The organism is Cytobacillus depressus (assembly GCF_008923245.1).
In the GTDB taxonomy this organism is placed as follows: domain Bacteria; phylum Bacillota; class Bacilli; order Bacillales; family Cytobacillaceae; genus Cytobacillus; species Cytobacillus depressus.
This window is the reverse complement of record NZ_WBOS01000023.1, coordinates 15556-34881: the sequence shown is the minus strand read 5'-3', so window position 1 is coordinate 34881 and position 19326 is coordinate 15556. Positions and strand designations below refer to the sequence as shown.

Here is a 19326-nt window from a genome sequence, read left to right as displayed (position 1 = left end):
ATGTCTAACCAATATTTAGATCCAAATTTAAAAGTTTTTAGTCTTAATTCTAACCGTGAATTAGCTGCTGAAATTGCTAATTTTATTGGTGTAGAGCTTGGGAAATGTTCTGTACAGCGATTCAGCGATGGAGAAATAACAATCAACATCGAAGAAAGTATTCGCGGCTGTGATGTTTATGTGATTCAATCAACAAGTTCTCCTGTTAATGAGCATTTAATGGAGCTCCTTATCATGATTGATGCATTAAAGCGTGCATCTGCAAAAACGATTAATATTGTTATGCCTTATTACGGCTATGCACGTCAGGATCGTAAAGCAAGAGCTCGTGAGCCAATCACAGCAAAGCTTACTGCAGACTTACTTGAAACAGCTGGTGCAACGCGTGTTATTACACTTGACTTACATGCTCCGCAAATCCAAGGCTTTTTCGATATGCCAATTGACCACTTAATGGGTGTTCCAATTCTTTCTGAGTACTTCAAAAAGAAAGCAATGAACGAAGATGTAGTTATCGTATCTCCAGATCACGGTGGTGTAACGAGAGCAAGAAAGCTTGCTGAACGATTAAAAGCGCCAATTGCTATTATTGATAAACGCCGTCCAAAGCCAAATGTGGCAGAGGTGATGAACATCGTTGGTCATATTGATGGAAAAGTTGCGATCTTAATTGATGATATTATTGATACAGCCGGAACAATTACATTAGCTGCAAATGCCCTAATTGAACATGGTGCGTCTGAAGTATATGCATGCTGTACCCATCCAGTATTATCAGGCCCTGCCATCGATAGAATCAAAAACTCTACGATTAAAGAGCTTGTTGTTACAAACTCAATTACTCTTCCAGAAGAAAAGAAAATTGATAAAATTGTTCAGCTTTCCGTTGCTCCATTAATTGGTGAGGCTATCATCCGTGTTCATGAAGAGCAATCAGTCAGCACGCTGTTTGATTAATCGATAAACTTTAAATATTATTTGCTAAAGACAGGCTTGCTTAATCGCAAGCCTGTCTTTATGTTCCCCAAAGTGTTATACTAAATATTGTTAGAAGGTTTAGACTCCCCCCATTTAGGGCATTTTTTATATAGAGTCTTAATTAATGTTGTATTGAAAGGGGACCTACTTATGACAACTGTATTGCAAGCAAAGGAAAGAAAAGAATTTCGCGGATCCGTTTTAACTCGTATACGTCGGGATGGAAATATACCAGCAGTCGTTTACGGGGCAAAAGTAGAAAGCAAACCGATTTATTTTAGTGAAGCGGATTTTTCTAAAGTAATGAAAAAGGTTGGCAGGAACGGCGTCATTTCATTAGACTTAAATGGCCAAAAACATAACGTTGTCCTTAGTGACTATCAGGCAGATCCAATTAAGAATGAAATTGTCCATGTCGATCTTCTCGCAGTAGATATGTCACAGGAAATAACAGCGAATGTCCGTGTTTCACTTGTCGGAGAAGCACCGGGGGTAAAGGATGGTGGAGTACTTCAGCAGTCCTTGCATGAGATGTCTGTGACGGCAACTCCAGATCATATCCCGCCATCAATCGATGTTGATATAACAAATCTGCAAGTTAATGAAACGATCACAATCGGTGATATAAAAACAAACCTTGGCTATGAAGTGAATCATACCGAGGATGAGGTGATTGCTTCCATTCTAGCTCCGAGACAGGAAGAAGAAATCAGCAGTGGCGAGAAGCAGAATGAGGGAACTCCTGAAAATGAAGAAGGTAGAGAAACTAAGGCTAGTGATTAATAAAAATTAAAATAGAAGAGTTCCTTGCAAAGAATAAGGGGCTGACCCGAAAAAGTGATTGGTCAGCCCTATTTTTACGTTCAGCGTTCGTTTAATAAAAGGTTAAGTTAGTGAATGTTGTTGAATTTTAGCCATATGCGTGCATATGGCGGTATTTACATCAACAATATTATTTAATAAAGCATTATAAAAAGAGGTGAGAAAATGAAACTGATTGTAGGACTGGGGAATCCAGGGAAGCAATATGAGAAAACAAGGCATAATATTGGCTTTGAAGTTATTGATGCCCTATCTGAAAAGCTAAATATACCTCTTGACCAGGCGAAATTTCAAGGCATCTATGGCGTTGGTCATGTAAATGGGGAAAAGGTATATTTATTAAAGCCGCTTACATATATGAACTTATCGGGGGAATCGATTGTTCCATTAATGGATTATTTCCAAATTGAAAATGACGAGCTTGTTGTCATTTATGATGACTTGGATTTACCTGTCGGAAAGATCCGTCTGCGGCAAAAAGGAAGCGCCGGCGGCCATAACGGAATAAAATCCACTATTGCTCATTTAGGCACACAGGAGTTTAACAGAATAAGAGTAGGAATTGACAGACCTCCGAGTGGAATGAAGGTCCCAGACTATGTTCTAGGGAGATTCACGAAAGAAGAGCAAGAACAAATGGTCGAGGTTATTCAGCGATGTACAGCAGCATGTGAGGAATGGATTTCTAAGCCATTTTTACAAATTATGAACGAATTTAATCAATAAATAGCACATAATTGTCTACTTTTTTCATAGGATAGTATATCATTCTAATCATAAGTGTAAATATCGTGCCCATGAATAAGTTCCCTTCAAACCGTTAATACTATTATCATCAGAGTGTTTACTAGGAGGAACGGGCATGGCTATTCATTATCATTGCCGCCATTGTGGAGTAAAGATTGGGACAATTGAAGATACAGCAGTCAACACGGAGCAGCTTGGCTTTCATTTGTTAAACCATGAGGAACGCCAAGCAATGATTGCATATGATCCGTCTGGCAATCTGCAAGTAAAGTCTATTTGCGAGGATTGTCACGATCTTCTTCAACGCAATCCAGACTACCACCAGCATGATTTTTTAATTCAATAACAGGCTTTGGACTAATCTCCAAAGCATTTTTCTATTTATAAAAGAAATGCGGAAGCGCCCTGATCAGCCCCGACAAGCATAAGGCAGTCTGGCAGGAAGGTTGTTCTTTAACCTTCTTGACAGACTGACTTATGACCTCGAGGTCGACAAAAACGCGACGTCCTGTCGCATTGTCGACACTAGTACGTCCTGTACGTCGGGGCTAGGCGCTGGAGCTGGACAATAAGAAAAGCGCAAGCGCCTTAACCAAAGGCACTGTAGCTAGACAATATAAAAGTGGAGCTAATAAAGGGGTTATGACACCCTTAAGAAAGGGAGGGTAGCAATGAATGGGCTTAAAAAAATTATCAATCAACAGGATGACCTTCAATCCGTATTATCCGGTATTGAGGAGGGGCTAAGAGAGCAGCTCATATCAGGTCTGTCTGGTTCAGCACGAACGTTATTCCTAGCCTCCGTGTATGAGCAGACGCGAAAGCCGATATTAATTGTCACTCATAATCTTCTTCAAGCACAAAAGCTTTATGATGATATTGTTAACCTAGTAAACGAAACAGAAGTGTTTCTTTATCCGGCAAATGAATTAATTGCTGCCGAAATCAGTATCGCCAGTCCAGAATTAAAAGCACAGCGAATTGAAGTGTTAAATCATTGGAGCAAAAGCAGGTTCGGGATTTTGATTGCACCGATGGCAGGCTTGAGAAAGATTCTGCCACCAGCATCTCTCTGGAGAGAAAGCCAGTTAACCTTAAAAGTAGGTGATGAGCTCCAGGAAGAGCAACTTCTGACATTTGTCCAAATGGGCTACTCACGGGTTAGCATGGTTTCATCACCAGGTGAATTTAGCGTACGGGGCGGCATCATTGATATTTACCCATTAACAGAAACAGATCCGATTCGTATTGAATTATTCGATACAGAAGTGGATTCAATTCGAACTTTTTCATTAGAAGATCAAAGGTCTAAAGAGAAATTAACGGAAGTAACGATCGGGCCAGCAACCGAATACCCATTAAAGCAAGAACATTTTGAAAAAATGGTAGAAAAAATTGATGCTGGATTAGGGCAGAGCCTGATAAAAATGAAAGACGAGAAAGCGAAGACTTTGCTCACACAAAACATTGGCTACGAGCTTGAGCAATTAAAAATGGGCAGTAAACCAGATCAATTATTTAAATATTTATCTTTCGCTTATGAAAAAGAAAATAGTTTAGTAGACTATTTACCAGACAATGGACTTATTTTTGTTGATGAGATCAGCAGAGTTCAAGAAATGAATGACTCGTTGGATAAAGAAGAAGCGGAATGGTATACAAGTCTATTAGGTGAGGGGCAAATGATCCATGATGTGAAAATATCGCATCAACTACGTGGACTTTTACAGCAAAAGAAGCAGCTGCTCATATATTTGTCATTGTTTCTCAGACATGTCCCGAACACGAATCCGCAAAATATTATTAATATTTCCTGTAAGCAAATGCAGAACTTCCATGGCCAAATGAATGTGCTTAAAGGTGAAATTGAGCGCTGGAAAAAGGGCAAAAATACTGTCATTTTTCTCGGCTCCGATGAAGAAAGAGTGAAGAAGCTTCAAAGAGTATTAGAGGACTATGAAATTGAAGCCAGCTTTATTGGCAAAGATCAGCCTATTCTTCAAGGAAAAGTACAGATCGTGGAAGGCGGCTTGCTAACCGGTTTTGAGTTGCCAAGCCAGAAGCTTGCGGTCATAACAGAAGAAGAGCTCTTTAATAAAAGAACGAAAAAACAGCCGCGCCGTCAAAAATTATCTAATGCGGAGCGGATTAAAAGCTATTCCGAGCTTAAAGTGGGCGATCATGTTGTTCATGTCAATCACGGGATCGGAAAGTATTTAGGCATTGAAACACTTGAAATTAACGGGGTTCATAAAGATTATCTTCATATTCGCTATCAAGGAAGCGACAAGCTTTATGTTCCAGTCGAGCAGATTGACCTTGTCCAAAAATATGTAGGTTCCGAGGCGAAGGAGCCAAAATTATATAAGCTGGGCGGAAGTGACTGGAAGCGAGTTAAGAAGAAGGTGGAGTCATCCGTCCAAGATATTGCTGATGACTTGATCAAGCTTTACGCGGAGAGAGAAGCAGCAAAAGGACATGCTTTTAGTCCGGATGGCGAAATGCAGCGTGAGTTTGAAGCGGCATTTGCCTATCAAGAAACAGAGGATCAGCTTCGTTCCATTCACGAAATTAAAAGGGATATGGAAAGAGAGCGCCCGATGGACCGCTTGCTTTGCGGAGACGTTGGGTACGGCAAGACAGAAGTGGCGATTCGTGCTGCCTTTAAAGCTGTTGCAGATGGAAAGCAAGTTGCTTTTCTCGTTCCTACGACCATCCTTGCTCAGCAACATTATGAAACAATGAGGGAGCGCTTTCAAGATTACCCGATTGAGGTTGGTTTATTAAGCCGCTTCAAAACGAGAAAACAACAAACCGAAACCCTTAAAGGATTGAAAGCTGGGACGATTGATGTTGTTGTCGGCACCCATCGGATTTTATCGAAGGACATTCAATATCGCGATTTAGGTCTCCTTATTGTCGACGAAGAACAGCGTTTCGGAGTAACACACAAGGAAAAAATTAAACAGATGAAGACAAATGTAGACGTGCTAACCTTAACGGCTACACCGATTCCGCGAACACTTCATATGTCCATGCTGGGCGTGCGTGATTTATCCGTCATTGAGACACCGCCGGAGAATCGCTTCCCAATTCAAACATACGTCATGGAGTATAATGGCGGGATTGTTAGAGAAGCAATTGAAAGAGAACTGGCAAGGGACGGTCAAGTGTATTTCCTATATAACAGAGTAGAAGACATCGAACGGAAGGCAGAGGAAATTTCAATGCTTGTGCCTGATGCAAGGGTAACCTATGCACATGGGAAAATGACTGAAAACGAACTTGAATCTGTCATGTTAAGCTTCCTTTCCGGTGAATCTGATGTCCTTGTCAGCACGACGATCATTGAAACAGGAGTAGACATCCCGAATGTAAATACGCTTATTGTTCATGATGCGGATAAAATGGGACTTTCACAGCTTTATCAGCTGAGAGGAAGGGTCGGCCGCTCGAATCGGATCGCTTACGCCTATTTTACTTATCGAAAAGATAAAGTATTAACAGAAGTAGCAGAGAAGCGGCTTCAGGCCATAAAGGAATTTACTGAGCTCGGGTCTGGATTTAAAATTGCCATGCGCGATTTATCCATTAGAGGCGCTGGTAATTTGTTGGGGGCCGAACAGCATGGCTTCATTGATTCCGTTGGATTTGATTTATACTCTCAAATGTTGAAAGAGGCCATTGAAGAGAGGAAGGGCAATATAGAGCAGCATGAAATCAAACAGAGGTTGGAAATTGATCTCGAAATAGATGCATATATTCCAGATTCCTATATATCTGATGGTCATCAAAAAATTGAAATGTATAAACGTTTTAGAGGCGTTTTCACTTTAGAGGATTTGGAAGAACTTCATGATGAGATAATAGACCGATTCGGCGAATACCCAGAGGAAGTGGGTTACTTATTCCAAGTGGCAGAAATGAAGGTTTATGGAGAGCTTGCCGGCGTAGAAACAATTAAACAGAGCAAAAATGAAATATTAATTCTTTTATCCGATCAGGCAAGTGAAGGAATCGACGGTTCGAAAATCTTCAAGATCACAAGCAAATTTGGCCGCACAGTAGGTCTCGGAATGGAAGGCAAGAAGCTAAAAGCAGTTCTTCATATTAAAGGTATGAAAGCGAACGATTGGTTAAATATTGCCTTTGAAGTTGTTCAAGGGATGAAGGAATCGAAAAAACAAGAGCAGAACCAAACATAAAAGACACACTTGCCCTAAATAATCGAAGTGATTTTTCCTTTTCGTTCCATTCGATGTTTATCGATGGAAAAATTGGATAATTTTAAAATATCACTGGCTAAAAAAGAATAATTCAGTCTAATTATCCAATTAAGGCGAATTTGATTTACACAAGAAAAAATTTTTGAATGTGTATAGAACTTTCCAGATGAAAGATACTAAGTTCTAACATGGCGATGTATTCAATTTCTCCCAAGGTTGAATCAGAGCCAATATGAAAAGCTGAAAAAAATCATCAGATGAAAGTGAGGCAACTTTGGATGAAAGCAACTGGTATTGTTCGTCGAATCGATGATTTAGGGCGTGTGGTTATTCCAAAGGAAATTCGCAGAACTCTGCGTATTCGTGAAGGAGATCCATTAGAAATTTTCGTAGACCGTGATGGAGAAGTTATTTTGAAGAAGTACTCGCCAATCAGTGAACTGGGCGACTTCGCAAAGGAGTATGCAGAAGCACTGTTTGACAGCTTAGGAAATCCGGTATTAATTTGTGACAGAGATACATATATCGCTGTTGCAGGAGGCTCCAAGAAGGAATACTTAAACAAGAACATTAGTGATTTAGTTGAGAAGACGATGGAGGACCGCAGCTCTGTTCTCTTGAACCAGCCGGGAGAAATTTCTCTCGTTGATGGTCACTCTGAGGACATTTCCTCCTATACTATTGGGCCAATTATTGCGAATGGGGACCCAATTGGTGCCGTTATTATTTATGCAAAAGAAGATACATTAAGTGAAGTTGAGCAAAAAGCTGTGGAAACTGCAGCAGGGTTTTTGGCAAGACAAATGGAATCATAAAGCGAAACTTTCCATCAGTGGGCCCCCAGCATATTGGGGGCCCACTGATGGTTTTTCGGCGTAAAAGTCTGTATAATACTTTCGAATGTAAGATTTGGAAGGAGAGGAGCTATGGGGCCCGAGAAAAATACGAGGGATTTATTTAAAGGGGCCTTTATCTTAACCATTGCTGCCCTTATTATCAAAGTATTAAGCGCGGTTTATCGCGTGCCGTTTCAAAATATTGTTGGTGATGTAGGTTTTTATATATATCAGCAAGTATATCCGTTTTATGGGGTCGCCTTAGCGTTATCTACATACGGATTTCCAGTTGTCATTTCGAAGCTTTACACGGAGCTGTCGAGCAAAAAGGATAAAAACGGTGTACAAAGTTTATTTATCACATCTTTTATCCTTTTATCTTTGATCGGAATAATTGGTTTCTCCATTTTATACTGGGGAGCGGATTGGCTGGCTACCCAAATGGATGACCCGCAGCTGGCTATATTACTCAAAGTTATATCTGTGATGTTTCTTATTTTCCCGATTGTCTCTTTGCTTAGAGGTTATTATCAAGGCAAGGGGAATATGGTTCCGACAGCTGTTTCCCAAGTGGGTGAACAAGTAATAAGAGTAACGACGATCTTTTTGGCAGCCTTTATGCTGACGAAAGAGGGATATAGCTTATATATTGTTGGAGGCGGAGCCGCTTTTGGCTCTGTAACAGGCGGAATTACAGCGATATTCATTCTCGTGACATTTTATTGGCTTAAGCGAGGAAGAACCCGTCTGACCTTTGGAAATTTTAATTTCAAAAAAAGCAAAAAAATTGGCAAGGAGCTGCTTTTTCAAGGCTTTGCTGTATGTGTCAGCAGTATGCTGCTAGTGTTCATGCAGCTCGCTGATTCTTTAAATCTATACTCCACACTCGCTCTATCAGGAATAAGCCCTTTAGAGGCAAAAGGGCTGAAGGGGATTTATGACAGGGGGCAGCCATTAATTCAAATTGGAATGGTTGTTGCTACCTCGATGTCTTTATCATTAGTCCCGATGATTACGAATGAAAAGCTGCATTCTCGGTTTGAATTTATGCATGAAAAAATTTGTTTAGTGCTTAAAATCGCTTTATTTATCAGTGTTGCCGCTGCAATCGGGCTGTGGAATATTATTCACCCAACAAACATTATGCTTTTTGAAAATAGCGAGGGTTCGGATGTTTTAGGTGTATTAAGTATCGTGATCTTATTAAGCTCTATGATTGTAACTGTGACGGCCATCTTGCAGGGGTTAGGCATTGTTTTTTTTCCAGCCTATGTTATTCTTGGCAGCTTTGCAGTGAAATATATGCTAAATGGAATGTTTATACCGCTGTTTGGGACGATGGGGGCTGCAGTGGCTACATGCATCACGCTTAGTTTAGTTATGTTTATTTTGCTTTTTAAACTACGACTAAAGCTTGGAACGTCCATCTTAAATGTCCGCTTTATTTTAACTATTAGTGCAGCCGCACTGTTTATGTTCGTTATTTTACAGCTATATTTGTATGTGACAGGGTATTTAACTGGTTTCCGTGAGGAGCGGATATTTGCAGGTATTCAGGCGCTGAGTGCCGTTGTTATCGGAGGACTTAGTTATTTATGGATTGTATTAAGAGGAAATACCTTTAAGAGGAATGAGCTCTCACTGCTACCTTTTGGAAGCAAATTGAGCTTTTTCCTGCCTAAAAAGAATAGGAGATGATGGCTAATGTCGAAAATTACCATTCTCGGGCTAGGTGCCGGAGATTTAGACCAGCTCCCGCTTGGTGTTTACCGAGCTTTAACAAATGCTTCGCTTCTTTATTTACGGACGAAAGAGCATCCTGTTATAACAGATCTGATAAAGGAAGGGCTCGAGTTCATTTCCTTTGACTCTATATATGAAAAGCATAAACAATTTCAAGAGGTTTATGAAGAAATATACTCAACCTTAATCCAAAAGGCTTTGCAAGAAGATATTACATATGCTGTGCCAGGCCATCCGCTCGTTGCGGAGAAGACTGTTCAGCTACTGCTTGAGAGGGCTGCGGATCATGGGGTTACCATTGAAATTGGCGGTGGCCAAAGTTTTCTCGATCCTTTATTTCAAGCGTTAAAAATTGACCCAATCGAAGGATTTCAGCTGCTTGACGGAACAAGCTTGAAAAAAGATGAGCTTGTGTTTACACAACATTTAATTATTGGTCAAGTGTATGATCAGTTTGTGGCGTCCGAAGTGAAGCTGACCTTAATGGATATTCTTCCTTACGATAATGATGTTTTTATTGTAACTGCTGCTGGAAGTAAAGAGGAACGAATTCGTAAAGTCCCATTACATGAGCTTGATCGTGCAGTTGAGCTTAATAATCTAACGTCGCTATACGTTCCGCCTATAACAGATGAAACGATTTTATATAAGAACTTTTCCAAGCTTAGGGGAATTATTGCGGAGCTGAGGGGGCCGAATGGGTGTCCATGGGATAAAAAGCAAACGCATGAATCATTAAAAAAGTATTTAATTGAAGAAGCGTATGAACTTATTGAGGCAATTCATGAGGATGATATTGATCATATGATTGAAGAGCTTGGCGATGTTCTTTTGCAAGTCATGCTTCACGCACAAATTGGTGAGGATGATGGCTTCTTCACAATTGAAGATGTTATCGAAGGAATTTCAGCAAAGATGGTTCGCCGCCATCCGCACGTATTTGGAGACCGAAAGGCTGAAACGGAAGAAGATGTGCTAAGAAATTGGCAGGACATAAAAAATGAAGAAAAAGGAGCAGCCAATGAAAAGTTAATTATGGATGGGGTTAGTAAAGCCCTTCCGAATTTAATGGCTGCCTCGGAGATTCAAAAGAAAGCAGCAAAGGTTGGCTTTGATTGGCAGGAAGTTGGGCCTGCATGGGAGAAAGTAAAAGAAGAGCTTCGTGAATTTGAGACAGAGGCAGAAACAGGTAGTCATCAAATGGTGAATGAATTCGGTGATATTCTGTTTGCCCTTGTGAATATCGCGCGCTTTAACAAAATTGATCCTGAAGAAGCCCTATATTTAACAAATGAGAAGTTCAAAAGACGATTCTCATTTGTTGAAAAAAGGGTAAAAGAAAGTGGCAAAGATTTTGCTGCTTACTCCCTAGAGCAATTAGATGAGTTTTGGGAAGAAGCAAAGAAATTAGAGAGGAGCATGAACGATGAGACTTGATAAATTTTTAAAGGTTTCACGGTTAATTAAAAGAAGAACATTAGCGAAAGAAGTTTCCGATCAAGGAAGAATTCTTGTAAATGGCGTCCAGGCTAAAGCTAGTACTACTGTGAAGGTAGGCGATGAATTAGTCATTCGTTTTGGCCAAAAGCTTGTCACAGTCAAAATCGAACGCCTCCAAGAAACAACGAAAAAAGAAGAAGCAGCCGAGATGTATACGATTGTAAAGGAAGAAAAGGCCGAAGTCGAAAGCTAGAATTTTCTAGCTCCATGCTTGTCAGCTCGAGGTCATAAGTCATTCTGTCAAGAAGGTTAAAGAACAACCTTCCCGCAAGACTGCCTTATGCTTGTCGGACTTGCACAGGATGTGTTGACGTCGATGTTCCTCTTACAAGGTGCTTCCGCATTTCTAATTGTCTAGCTCCAAGCGCCATCGGCTCGAGGTCATAAGCCAATCCGTCAAGAAGGTTAAAGAGCAACCTTCCTGCCGGTTGGGCTTATGCTTGTCGCCGATAATCAGGCGCTCTCCGCTTTTCGGTGTTCTATTCCATTCCCTCTTTTCATAAACTTGTACAAAAAGCTTGTACTTTGTGATTGTGAGGGGATAGAAGATGAGCCAAAATTATGAGCAAAATTCAACTAGATCGAATGTCCAGGAGCACGATGTCATTATGAGGGGCAGAAGGCTGTTGGATATTACTGGGGTAAAGCAAGTAGAGAGTTTTGATAACGAGGAATTCTTATTGGATACAGTTATGGGATTTCTGGCGATAAAAGGGCAGAACCTGCAAATGAAAAACCTTGATGTGGATAAAGGGATTGTTTCCATTAAAGGGAAAATATTAGATCTCGTTTATTTAGATGATCAGCATGGAGATAAGGCTAAAGGCTTCTTTAGCAAGTTGTTCCGATGACGTTATCCACACAATTTCTTACCATGCTCTCGATGATTGGCATGGGCAGTATGTTTGGTGCAGCCTTGGATACGTATAATCGTTTCTTAAAAAGATCCAATCGGAAAAGCTGGATTGTTTTTATAAATGATATTCTTTTTTGGATTGTTCAAGGGCTCGCCATTTTTTATATTTTATTTATCGTTAATCGCGGTGAACTGAGATTTTATATTTTTATTGCCCTTTTATGTGGATTTGCTGCTTATCAAAGTTTGATTAAACATATTTACTTACGATTGCTAGAGATTGTCATCTCAATGATAATCTCTATTTATCGCTTTATAGTAAAAGTCATTTACTTAGGTTTGTTTAAACCAATTAGAGGATTAATTTTATTTGCCATCTCGTTGTTGGTTATGACAAGCAGAGGGCTTTTATCTCTTTTAAAAATGCTTTTCAAAATCAGTTTATTTATTTGTAAAGTGGCACTTCTTCCAATTAAGTGGATATTCGTCCTATTGTGGAAAGTTTTGCCGAAACGTCTTAAAAAATCAGTCGAGAAGTTATATAATAGAATGGCAGGATTTTCAAAGCGAATCAAGAATAATTTAGTGAATTGGATAACAAGATTGAAAAAAAATAAAAATTAAGGGAGGGATGCGAAATGGGTGCCGTCAAAAAAAGAAATGTAGCCCAAATTCATACAAGCTATGTCGAGCAGCAGGAAGCCGCTGAGATCCACGCAGAAAGGAAAAGAAAGCTCTTATTTAGAAGATTAGCAGCTTTTTTCGTTGGAGTTGCCGTCCTTTCCTTCTTCATGATTTCCACACTCGTTTCGCAATCCTCTACAATGGAAGAGAAATTAGCAGAAAAGAAGAAGCTTGAGCACGAACTGGCCTTATTAAAGGAAAAGGAAGTAGCTCTTGAAGAAGAAATAGTTAAGCTGAATGATGATGAGTATATTGCTAAGCTTGCCAGAAAAGATTATTTCCTTTCTGAGAACAATGAAATTATCTTTAATTTGCCTGAGCAAAGGGAAAAAAGGAATAAGAAGGATTCGTCATCTAATTAGACCTTGTATTGAACTCTTTTCTTAAATTCGGTATAATATATAATAAGTATTTTTATATCTGTCAAGGAGGAAGTTTCTTTTTATGTCAATCGAAGTGGGCAGCAAGTTACAAGGAAAGGTAACAGGTATTACAAATTTCGGAGCGTTTGTGGAGTTACCGGAAGGCTTAACAGGTCTGGTGCACATTAGTGAGGTCGCAGACAATTATGTAAAGGATATTAACGAACACCTTAAAGTCGGTGACCAGGTTGAAGTTAAAGTTATTAATGTCGAAAAGGATGGAAAGATTGGCTTATCCATCAAAAAGGCAAAAGATCGGCCTGAAAGACCAGAAAGACCAGAAAGACCTGAAAGAGGCGAAAGAAGAGAGTCCAGAGGACATTCACATTCCCAACGTCCACGTCAAGGCAGATCGAATGATAATCGCTCTACAAGAGAAAACTTCGAATCTAAAATGGCCCGTTTCTTAAAGGATAGTGAAGATCGTCTGTCATCATTGAAACGTAATACGGAATCAAAGCGTGGGGGAAGAGGCGCTAGACGGGGTTAACTTGCTGCTTAATCGATAGCATTTTTATATAGCAGGGTTGAACGTTTATAATTCCCATTAGAAAGACAAGTCACATTGACTTGTCTTTTTTGTGTGCAACTAAATTGTTGTCGCATTATAGGCTATTTCACACATTTTGTTTGCTTTTTGGATATTACAGAGGAAAGCGTCGAACGAATTATAGCTGCTTGTCCGCTTTTTTGACAAACTTCTATCCTCATTAAATCTATACTGAACAGTAAGATAAAAGATGGGAGTGTAGAAAATGGAAAAAGTAGAAAGGAATTTGATCGAGCCAATTGGAGATGTGAATTTTGACAGACCTAAATTGGAATTCGCTAAGGGAATTATGAAATTTCAGTCTGGACTGGAAACCTTTTTTATCAAAAAAGGCTACCTTCTGTTAATAATTGGTTTTTTGCTTGGTAGGGCACTCATTTTGGCCAAACTTACTCCTTTTTGTCTCCCGTTTTTTGCTGCTGTTTATTTCATCAGAAGGGATAAAGCCCCTCTTGCGTTAGTCGGTTTAGTTGCTGGTGCTGCTACGCTGTCTATAACAAATACCGTATCTGCCTTTGGAATGGCCTTCCTATTTTTATTTACTTTTCGAATCGCAAAGAAATGGCTAAAACATGAATTGCGAGCATTGCCATTTTTTGTGTTCTTTACATTGCTTGGCGGAGGTTTATTAAAGACATTTATCCTAACAAAGAATATGACCCTCTATGATGGGATGATGGCTGGAGTCGAAGCAAGTTTAGGGTTTATTCTTACCCTTATTTTTATCCAAAGCATCCCGCTATTATCCTTTAGTAAGCGCCGTCAATCGTTGAAAACAGAGGAAATCGTCTGTTTAATAATAATGTTAGCCTCGGTCATGACAGGGACAATTGGTTGGTCTGTCTATGATCTTTCAGTTGAACATATTATGTCGAGATATTTAGTTCTGCTTTTTGCTTTTGTAGCCGGTGCGACGGTTGGATCGACAGTCGGAGTTGTGACAGGCTTAATATTTAGCCTTGCCAATGTGACGAGCTTCTATCATATGAGCTTGCTTGCCTTTGCCGGTCTTCTCGGCGGTCTATTAAAAGAAGGCAGGAAAATAGGGGTAGCAGCTGGGTTATTTATAGCAACTCTATTAATGGGCATGTACGGAGAAGAAAGCGCCAATCTATTAAAAACGGTGTTAGAAACTGCAGTAGCTATATTCTTGTTTCTTCTCACGCCTCAGGCATTATCTACTAGACTAGCAAAGCATATTCCAGGTACAGCCGAATATGCCGCTGAACAACAGCAATATATGAGGAAAATGCGCGACGTAACTGCTCAAAGAGTCGCACAGTTCTCCAATGTATTTCAAGCGCTTTCAAAGAGCTTCTCCTCTTATGATGAGCCGTCCGAATGGGAGGAAGAAGAGAAGGATAGAGAACTAGACTACTTTTTAAGCAATGTGACAGGAAAGACATGCCAAAGTTGCTTTAAGAAGGATCATTGCTGGGCAAGGAACTTTGATACAACCTATGCCTATATGGAAAATATTATGAGTGATTTAGATGAAAATAATGGTGCACTTTCCCCACGACTTTCAAGAGAGTGGGAGAAATATTGTACAAGATCGAAAAAAGTAACAGAAGTGATCCAACAGGAGCTTACATTCTTTTATGCAAACCAAAAATTAAAAAAGCAGGTGCAGGAAAGCCGCAGATTGGTCGCTGATCAATTACGGGGCGTATCAGAAGTTATGGGCGATTTTGCTAAGGAAATTCAAAGAGAACGGGAAAACCATCATAAACAAGAGGATTTGATTCTCGAAGCGCTGCAAGATTTCGGCATTCATATTGAACAAGTAGAAATATATAGCCTTGAGCAGAGAAATGTAGATATTGATATGACCATCCCTTACTGTCAAGGACATGGAGAGTGTGAGAAGTTAATTGCACCAATGCTTTCTGATATTTTAGGTGAAACGATTGTGGTGAATTCAGAGGAGTGCTCGACCTATCCAAATGGCTTTTGCCATGTGACGTTCCGCTCAGCCAAGGCGTTTACAGTCGATACGGGAGTTGCTCATGCGGCAAAAGGCGGCGGGTTTATTTCAGGGGACAGCTATTCAACGATTGAGTTAGGCTGCGGAAAGTTTGCCATTGCCATTAGTGATGGAATGGGTAACGGGGAGCGGGCTCATATTGAAAGCAAAGAAACCCTTCAGCTACTGCAGAAAATTTTACAATCCGGAATTAAGGAAAAAGTTGCGATTAAATCAGTCAATTCCGTTTTATCGTTACGAACAACGGACGAAATCTTCTCAACTTTGGATTTGGCGATGATCGACCTCCAAAATGCTGGGGGGGAATTTTTGAAAATTGGCTCTTCTCCAAGCTTTATTAAGCGGGGAAATAAAGTGTTAAAGATACAAGCAAGCAATTTGCCGATGGGCATTATACAAGAGTTTGAGGTTGATGTTGTAAGTGAACAGCTTAAAGCTGAAGATTTATTAATTATGATGAGCGATGGCATATTTGAAGGGCCGAAGCATGTAGAAAACTTTGATTTATGGATGAAGAGGAAGATTAGCGAGTTAAAAACAAATGATCCACAAGATGTGGCTGACTTAATTATGGAGGAGGTCATCCGCTCAAGATCTGGCTCTATTGAGGATGATATGACAGTCGTCGTAGCTAAAATCAAACATAATACGCCGAAGTGGGCATCGATTCCTGTTCATTCAATCCGCCAAAAAGCCAATTAGTTAATTTAACCTGAATAATATAAAAATATGTATAATTCCCCCTCCGAAGGACGAAAATGAGGATAAATTAGAAAAGTGGAGGGGCCTCATTATGAAAACTGGTACGTTAAAGCAAATTTTATTAATTACAGATGGCTACTCAAACCAAGGCGAAGATCCGATGGCGATGGCTGCCTTGGCAAAGGAGCAAGGAATAACAATCAATGTCATAGGAGTGATGGAAAAGGACGTTATTGATGAAAAGAGCATGAACGAGATTGAAGGCATTGCTATGTCTGGAGGAGGGATAAGCCAAATTGTCTATGCGAAGCAGCTATCCCAAACCGTTCAAATGGTGACAAGAAAGGCAATGACTCAAACATTGCAAGGAGTCGTCAACCGCGAATTGCAGCAAATCTTAGGAGGCTCAAAAACAGTTGAAGACCTTTCGCCGGAACAGAGGGGCGAGGTCATGGAGGTTGTAGATGAGCTCGGAGAAACTGTGGAGCTTGAAGTACTCGTTCTAGTTGATACGAGCGCAAGTATGACACATAAGCTTCCGACTGTGAAGGAAGCATTGGTTGATTTATCACTAAGCTTAAATGCACGTTCAGGAGAAAACCGCTTTTCTGTTTTCGTTTTTCCGGGAAAAAAGAAAGAGGTAGAAAAGCTGCTCGATTGGTCACCTAACTTAGGAGCATTAACAAGTATATTCGGCAAGTTAACGACAGGCGGGATCACTCCAACAGGACCAGCGATTCGAGAAGCCTTATCCCATTTTAAGAAAAAACGCTCATTAAGGAGTCTGTTATCCCGCGATGATGAATCATTCTTTGAAGAATCTGTTTAATATAAGCCGAGGCATGGTCATTAAAGGGAAATGGCATCATAATTGTTATACAATTGTGAGCGAGCTTGGCTACGGGGCAAACGGGATTGTGTTTTTAGCGAATAGCGGACAAAAGCAGGTCGCATTAAAAATGAGTGATAACGGATTTTCCATTACATCAGAGGTCAACGTGTTAAAATCTTTTGAAAAGGTCCCAGGCTCTGCCCTTGGACCTTCTTTGATTGATGTGGATGACTGGGTTTACGGCGGAAAGCAAATATCCTTCTATGTGATGGAATATATAAAGGGCCCGGACCTGTTGAAATTTATTGAGCAAAAAGGGGAATCGTGGATTGAAGCCGTCATTTTACAGCTGTTGAATGACTTACATAAGCTACATGAAAGCGGATGGGTGTTTGGAGATCTAAAGCCAGAAAATTTAATCGTTACAGGCCCTCCACCACGAATTCGTTGCATTGATGTAGGTGGCACGACCATCCAGGGAAGGGCGATTAAAGAATTTACTGAGTTTTTTGATCGTGGATATTGGGGACTTGGTACGAGGAAAGCTGAACCAAGCTATGACCTTTTTGCTGTTGCCATGATTCTAATGAATATAGCTTATCCGAAACGGTTCCACAAAACGTCAGGAGATCTAAAACAGCTTATTTTTATGATCAGGCAAAAAAAGGAGCTATTGAAATTTGAAGGAGTACTTTTACATGCTTTACAAGGGAAATATTCTTCAGCCGAGGAAATGAGAAACGTCATTTTACAATTAAATCAGACAACCCCTCAGCAGAAACCAATACACTCGAGCAAAACGGGAAAGAACAGCCGAGCACATACGAAGAATAATCAAGTGGCAGTGAGCAGGCAATCGTATATAAAAAAGAAAAAAAGAGGCGGTTTTTTGGAAACCATCTTAATCTTTTTGATCATCTCCCTTCTTTATGTCATATATATATATGGTCAATTGGTATAAAGCAAAGTTAAATGCAATCTTTGAAAAAAGCACCCTGAAAATGTTATGCTTTTAGTAAATTTGATTAGTAAGGAAGACGCAAATGCTAGATGCAAAGGTAAGGGCTTTTCTAGAGAGAAACGCCTTAAATTTAAACAATAAAAGGCTGTTGATTGGCGTTTCAGGAGGGCCTGATTCGTTGGCCCTTCTTCATTATTTATCGAGCAAAAAACAGCAGTGGAATCTTTCGATAATAGCCGCGCATGTGGATCATATGTTTAGAGGGGAAGAATCGCTTGCAGAAGCAGAATTTGTTCGGCAGTTTTGCAAGGTAAGAAATATTCTATTTGAAATGGAACAAATTGATGTTCCGACATACATAAAGGAAACAGGAAAAAGCTCGCAAATCGCTGCACGAGAATGCCGGTACCGTTTTTTTGATAAAGTAATGGATAAATACGAAGCAGATTATCTCGTTTTAGGTCATCATGGGGATGATCAAGTTGAAACGATCCTCATGCGACTGACAAGAGGGAGTTCTGGTGATGCTAGAGCGGGAATTGCTTTCTTAAGGCCTTTTGGCAATGGGGAAATTCTTCGCCCTTTTTTATGTTTAAATAGAGCGGAAATAGAACATTATTGTTTAGAGCAGAAATTAGACCCTCGAAGAGACCCAAGCAATGAAAAGGGGATATACAGCCGCAACCGATTTCGCAAGGAAGTTCTCCCTTTTTTAAAAAGGGAAAATCCGCAAGTTCATGAGCATTTTCAACGTTTTAGCGAAGAAATTCGTAGCGACGAAGCTTTTTTGCAGGAATTAACTGTCCAAAAAATGAATAAAGTAATGGAAAAGAAAACTGCTCAGGAAATAATCCTAAATATTAGGGCCTTTCATGCAATGCCAATACCTTTACAAAGAAGAGGGATTCAACTAATATTAAACTATCTTTACAAGAAAAAACCTGCATCTTTATCTGCATTACATACTGAAAATGTGATTTCGTTAATAGGCAGTCCCAATCCATCCGGTATCCTTCATTTCCCAAGCGGTTTAAAGATTGTCCGCTCATACGAAAAATGCCATTTTCAATTTGGTTTTTGCCCAGTGCAATCTTTTCGTTTTGAAATAGCCGAACCCGGAGAGGTTAATTTGCCAAACGGCAGCAGTATTTCTTTTGCCTATACGAAGGGATCATTAGAAAGTTTTCAGTCTCATTCGATCCTTCTGGAACGTGATGCTATCACCTTGCCGCTTATTATTCGAACAAGGGAAGCTGGCGATCGAATGACATTGAAAGGCATGCAGGGTTCTAAAAAAATTAAAGATATTTTTATCGATAAGAAAGTGCCGTTGCAGGATCGGAACAGTTGGCCGATTGTAACGGATAGCAAGGGTGAAATTCTATGGATCCCTCGGTTAAAAGAGTCGCAGTATTCAATCAAGCATAATGCAGATTCCACTTATATTCTTTTAACACATAGGGAGAAATAATTTATACAT

Annotated in this window: 17 protein-coding genes; all 17 read left to right on the top strand. The window is 40.0% G+C overall.

The window, feature by feature from the left end; all coding sequences use genetic code 11:
- Positions 1-957: a ribose-phosphate diphosphokinase gene (locus F7731_RS23995; protein ID WP_151537325.1), complete on the top strand. Its 957-nt coding sequence runs from the start codon at positions 1-3 to the stop codon at positions 955-957.
- A gap of 171 nt (positions 958-1128) precedes the next feature.
- Positions 1129-1761: a 50S ribosomal protein L25/general stress protein Ctc gene (locus F7731_RS23990; protein WP_151537324.1), complete on the top strand. Its 633-nt coding sequence runs from the start codon at positions 1129-1131 to the stop codon at positions 1759-1761.
- Positions 1762-1965: 204 nt separating this feature from the next.
- A complete protein-coding gene (pth, locus tag F7731_RS23985) occupies positions 1966-2526 on the top strand; it encodes an aminoacyl-tRNA hydrolase (RefSeq protein WP_151537323.1) in 561 nt (186 codons plus the stop codon).
- 136 nt (positions 2527-2662) lie between these two features.
- Positions 2663-2893, top strand: coding sequence for an anti-sigma-F factor Fin (gene fin / locus F7731_RS23980; RefSeq protein WP_151537322.1), 231 nt, complete (start codon positions 2663-2665; stop codon positions 2891-2893).
- A 325-nt stretch (positions 2894-3218) separates the two neighbouring features.
- The gene (gene mfd / locus F7731_RS23975) at positions 3219-6752 is read left to right on the top strand and encodes a transcription-repair coupling factor (protein ID WP_151537321.1); all 3534 of its coding nucleotides are present in this window, start codon (positions 3219-3221) and stop codon (positions 6750-6752) included.
- Between the two features lie 299 nt (positions 6753-7051).
- Positions 7052-7588 carry a stage V sporulation protein T gene (gene spoVT / locus F7731_RS23970; protein ID WP_151537320.1) on the top strand — a complete coding sequence of 179 codons (537 nt, stop codon included), beginning with the start codon at positions 7052-7054 and terminating at the stop codon, positions 7586-7588.
- 111 nt (positions 7589-7699) lie between these two features.
- Positions 7700-9307 (top strand): putative polysaccharide biosynthesis protein, encoded by a 1608-nt coding sequence (locus F7731_RS23965; protein ID WP_151537319.1) that lies wholly within the window; start codon positions 7700-7702, stop codon positions 9305-9307.
- 6 nt (positions 9308-9313) lie between these two features.
- A complete protein-coding gene (yabN, locus tag F7731_RS23960; RefSeq protein ID WP_151537318.1) occupies positions 9314-10789 on the top strand; it encodes a bifunctional methyltransferase/pyrophosphohydrolase YabN in 1476 nt (491 codons plus the stop codon).
- Positions 10779-11045: an RNA-binding S4 domain-containing protein gene (locus F7731_RS23955; protein ID WP_151537317.1), complete on the top strand. Its 267-nt coding sequence runs from the start codon at positions 10779-10781 to the stop codon at positions 11043-11045. Before yabN ends, F7731_RS23955 begins: the two co-directional genes overlap by 11 nt.
- Positions 11046-11400: 355 nt before the next feature.
- Positions 11401-11703, top strand: coding sequence for a sporulation protein YabP (gene yabP, locus F7731_RS23950; protein ID WP_151537316.1), 303 nt, complete (start codon positions 11401-11403; stop codon positions 11701-11703).
- Positions 11700-12332 carry a spore cortex biosynthesis protein YabQ gene (gene yabQ, locus F7731_RS23945; RefSeq protein WP_151537315.1) on the top strand — a complete coding sequence of 211 codons (633 nt, stop codon included), beginning with the start codon at positions 11700-11702 and terminating at the stop codon, positions 12330-12332. Before yabP ends, yabQ begins: the two co-directional genes overlap by 4 nt.
- Positions 12333-12346: 14 nt before the next feature.
- Positions 12347-12754 (top strand): FtsB family cell division protein, encoded by a 408-nt coding sequence (locus F7731_RS23940; protein ID WP_151537314.1) that lies wholly within the window; start codon positions 12347-12349, stop codon positions 12752-12754.
- A gap of 82 nt (positions 12755-12836) precedes the next feature.
- Positions 12837-13304, top strand: a complete 468-nt coding sequence (locus tag F7731_RS23935; RefSeq protein ID WP_151537313.1) for a S1 domain-containing RNA-binding protein — start codon at positions 12837-12839, stop codon at positions 13302-13304.
- Between the two features lie 265 nt (positions 13305-13569).
- On the top strand, positions 13570-16053 hold the full coding sequence (gene spoIIE, locus F7731_RS23930) for a stage II sporulation protein E (RefSeq protein ID WP_151537312.1): 2484 nt from the start codon (positions 13570-13572) through the stop codon (positions 16051-16053).
- A gap of 91 nt (positions 16054-16144) precedes the next feature.
- Positions 16145-16882: a vWA domain-containing protein gene (locus tag F7731_RS23925; protein ID WP_151537311.1), complete on the top strand. Its 738-nt coding sequence runs from the start codon at positions 16145-16147 to the stop codon at positions 16880-16882.
- Positions 16851-17846, top strand: coding sequence for a protein kinase domain-containing protein (locus F7731_RS23920; protein ID WP_151537310.1), 996 nt, complete (start codon positions 16851-16853; stop codon positions 17844-17846). The genes F7731_RS23925 and F7731_RS23920 overlap by 32 nt, the downstream gene beginning before the upstream one ends.
- Positions 17847-17928: 82 nt before the next feature.
- Positions 17929-19317 (top strand): tRNA lysidine(34) synthetase TilS, encoded by a 1389-nt coding sequence (tilS, locus tag F7731_RS23915; RefSeq protein WP_151537309.1) that lies wholly within the window; start codon positions 17929-17931, stop codon positions 19315-19317.
- Positions 19318-19326 lie beyond the last annotated feature (9 nt).

Excerpts from the sequence above, each read along its gene's own strand:
- pth (WP_151537323.1), top strand. The coding sequence starts at position 1,966 with ATGAAACTGATTGTAGGACTGGGGAATCCAGGGAAGCAATATGAGAAA.
- F7731_RS23935 (WP_151537313.1), top strand. The coding sequence starts at position 12,837 with ATGTCAATCGAAGTGGGCAGCAAGTTACAAGGAAAGGTAACAGGTATT.
- tilS (WP_151537309.1), top strand. The coding sequence starts at position 17,929 with ATGCTAGATGCAAAGGTAAGGGCTTTTCTAGAGAGAAACGCCTTAAAT.
- F7731_RS23925 (WP_151537311.1), top strand. The coding sequence starts at position 16,145 with ATGAAAACTGGTACGTTAAAGCAAATTTTATTAATTACAGATGGCTAC.
- yabQ (WP_151537315.1), top strand. The coding sequence starts at position 11,700 with ATGACGTTATCCACACAATTTCTTACCATGCTCTCGATGATTGGCATG.
- F7731_RS23995 (WP_151537325.1), top strand. The coding sequence starts at position 1 with ATGTCTAACCAATATTTAGATCCAAATTTAAAAGTTTTTAGTCTTAAT.
- F7731_RS23955 (WP_151537317.1), top strand. The coding sequence starts at position 10,779 with ATGAGACTTGATAAATTTTTAAAGGTTTCACGGTTAATTAAAAGAAGA.
- spoIIE (WP_151537312.1), top strand. The coding sequence starts at position 13,570 with ATGGAAAAAGTAGAAAGGAATTTGATCGAGCCAATTGGAGATGTGAAT.
- F7731_RS23965 (WP_151537319.1), top strand. The coding sequence starts at position 7,700 with ATGGGGCCCGAGAAAAATACGAGGGATTTATTTAAAGGGGCCTTTATC.
- mfd (WP_151537321.1), top strand. The coding sequence starts at position 3,219 with ATGAATGGGCTTAAAAAAATTATCAATCAACAGGATGACCTTCAATCC.
- spoVT (WP_151537320.1), top strand. The coding sequence starts at position 7,052 with ATGAAAGCAACTGGTATTGTTCGTCGAATCGATGATTTAGGGCGTGTG.
- yabP (WP_151537316.1), top strand. The coding sequence starts at position 11,401 with ATGAGCCAAAATTATGAGCAAAATTCAACTAGATCGAATGTCCAGGAG.
- yabN (WP_151537318.1), top strand. The coding sequence starts at position 9,314 with ATGTCGAAAATTACCATTCTCGGGCTAGGTGCCGGAGATTTAGACCAG.
- F7731_RS23920 (WP_151537310.1), top strand. The coding sequence starts at position 16,851 with ATGATGAATCATTCTTTGAAGAATCTGTTTAATATAAGCCGAGGCATG.
- F7731_RS23990 (WP_151537324.1), top strand. The coding sequence starts at position 1,129 with ATGACAACTGTATTGCAAGCAAAGGAAAGAAAAGAATTTCGCGGATCC.
- F7731_RS23940 (WP_151537314.1), top strand. The coding sequence starts at position 12,347 with ATGGGTGCCGTCAAAAAAAGAAATGTAGCCCAAATTCATACAAGCTAT.
- fin (WP_151537322.1), top strand. The coding sequence starts at position 2,663 with ATGGCTATTCATTATCATTGCCGCCATTGTGGAGTAAAGATTGGGACA.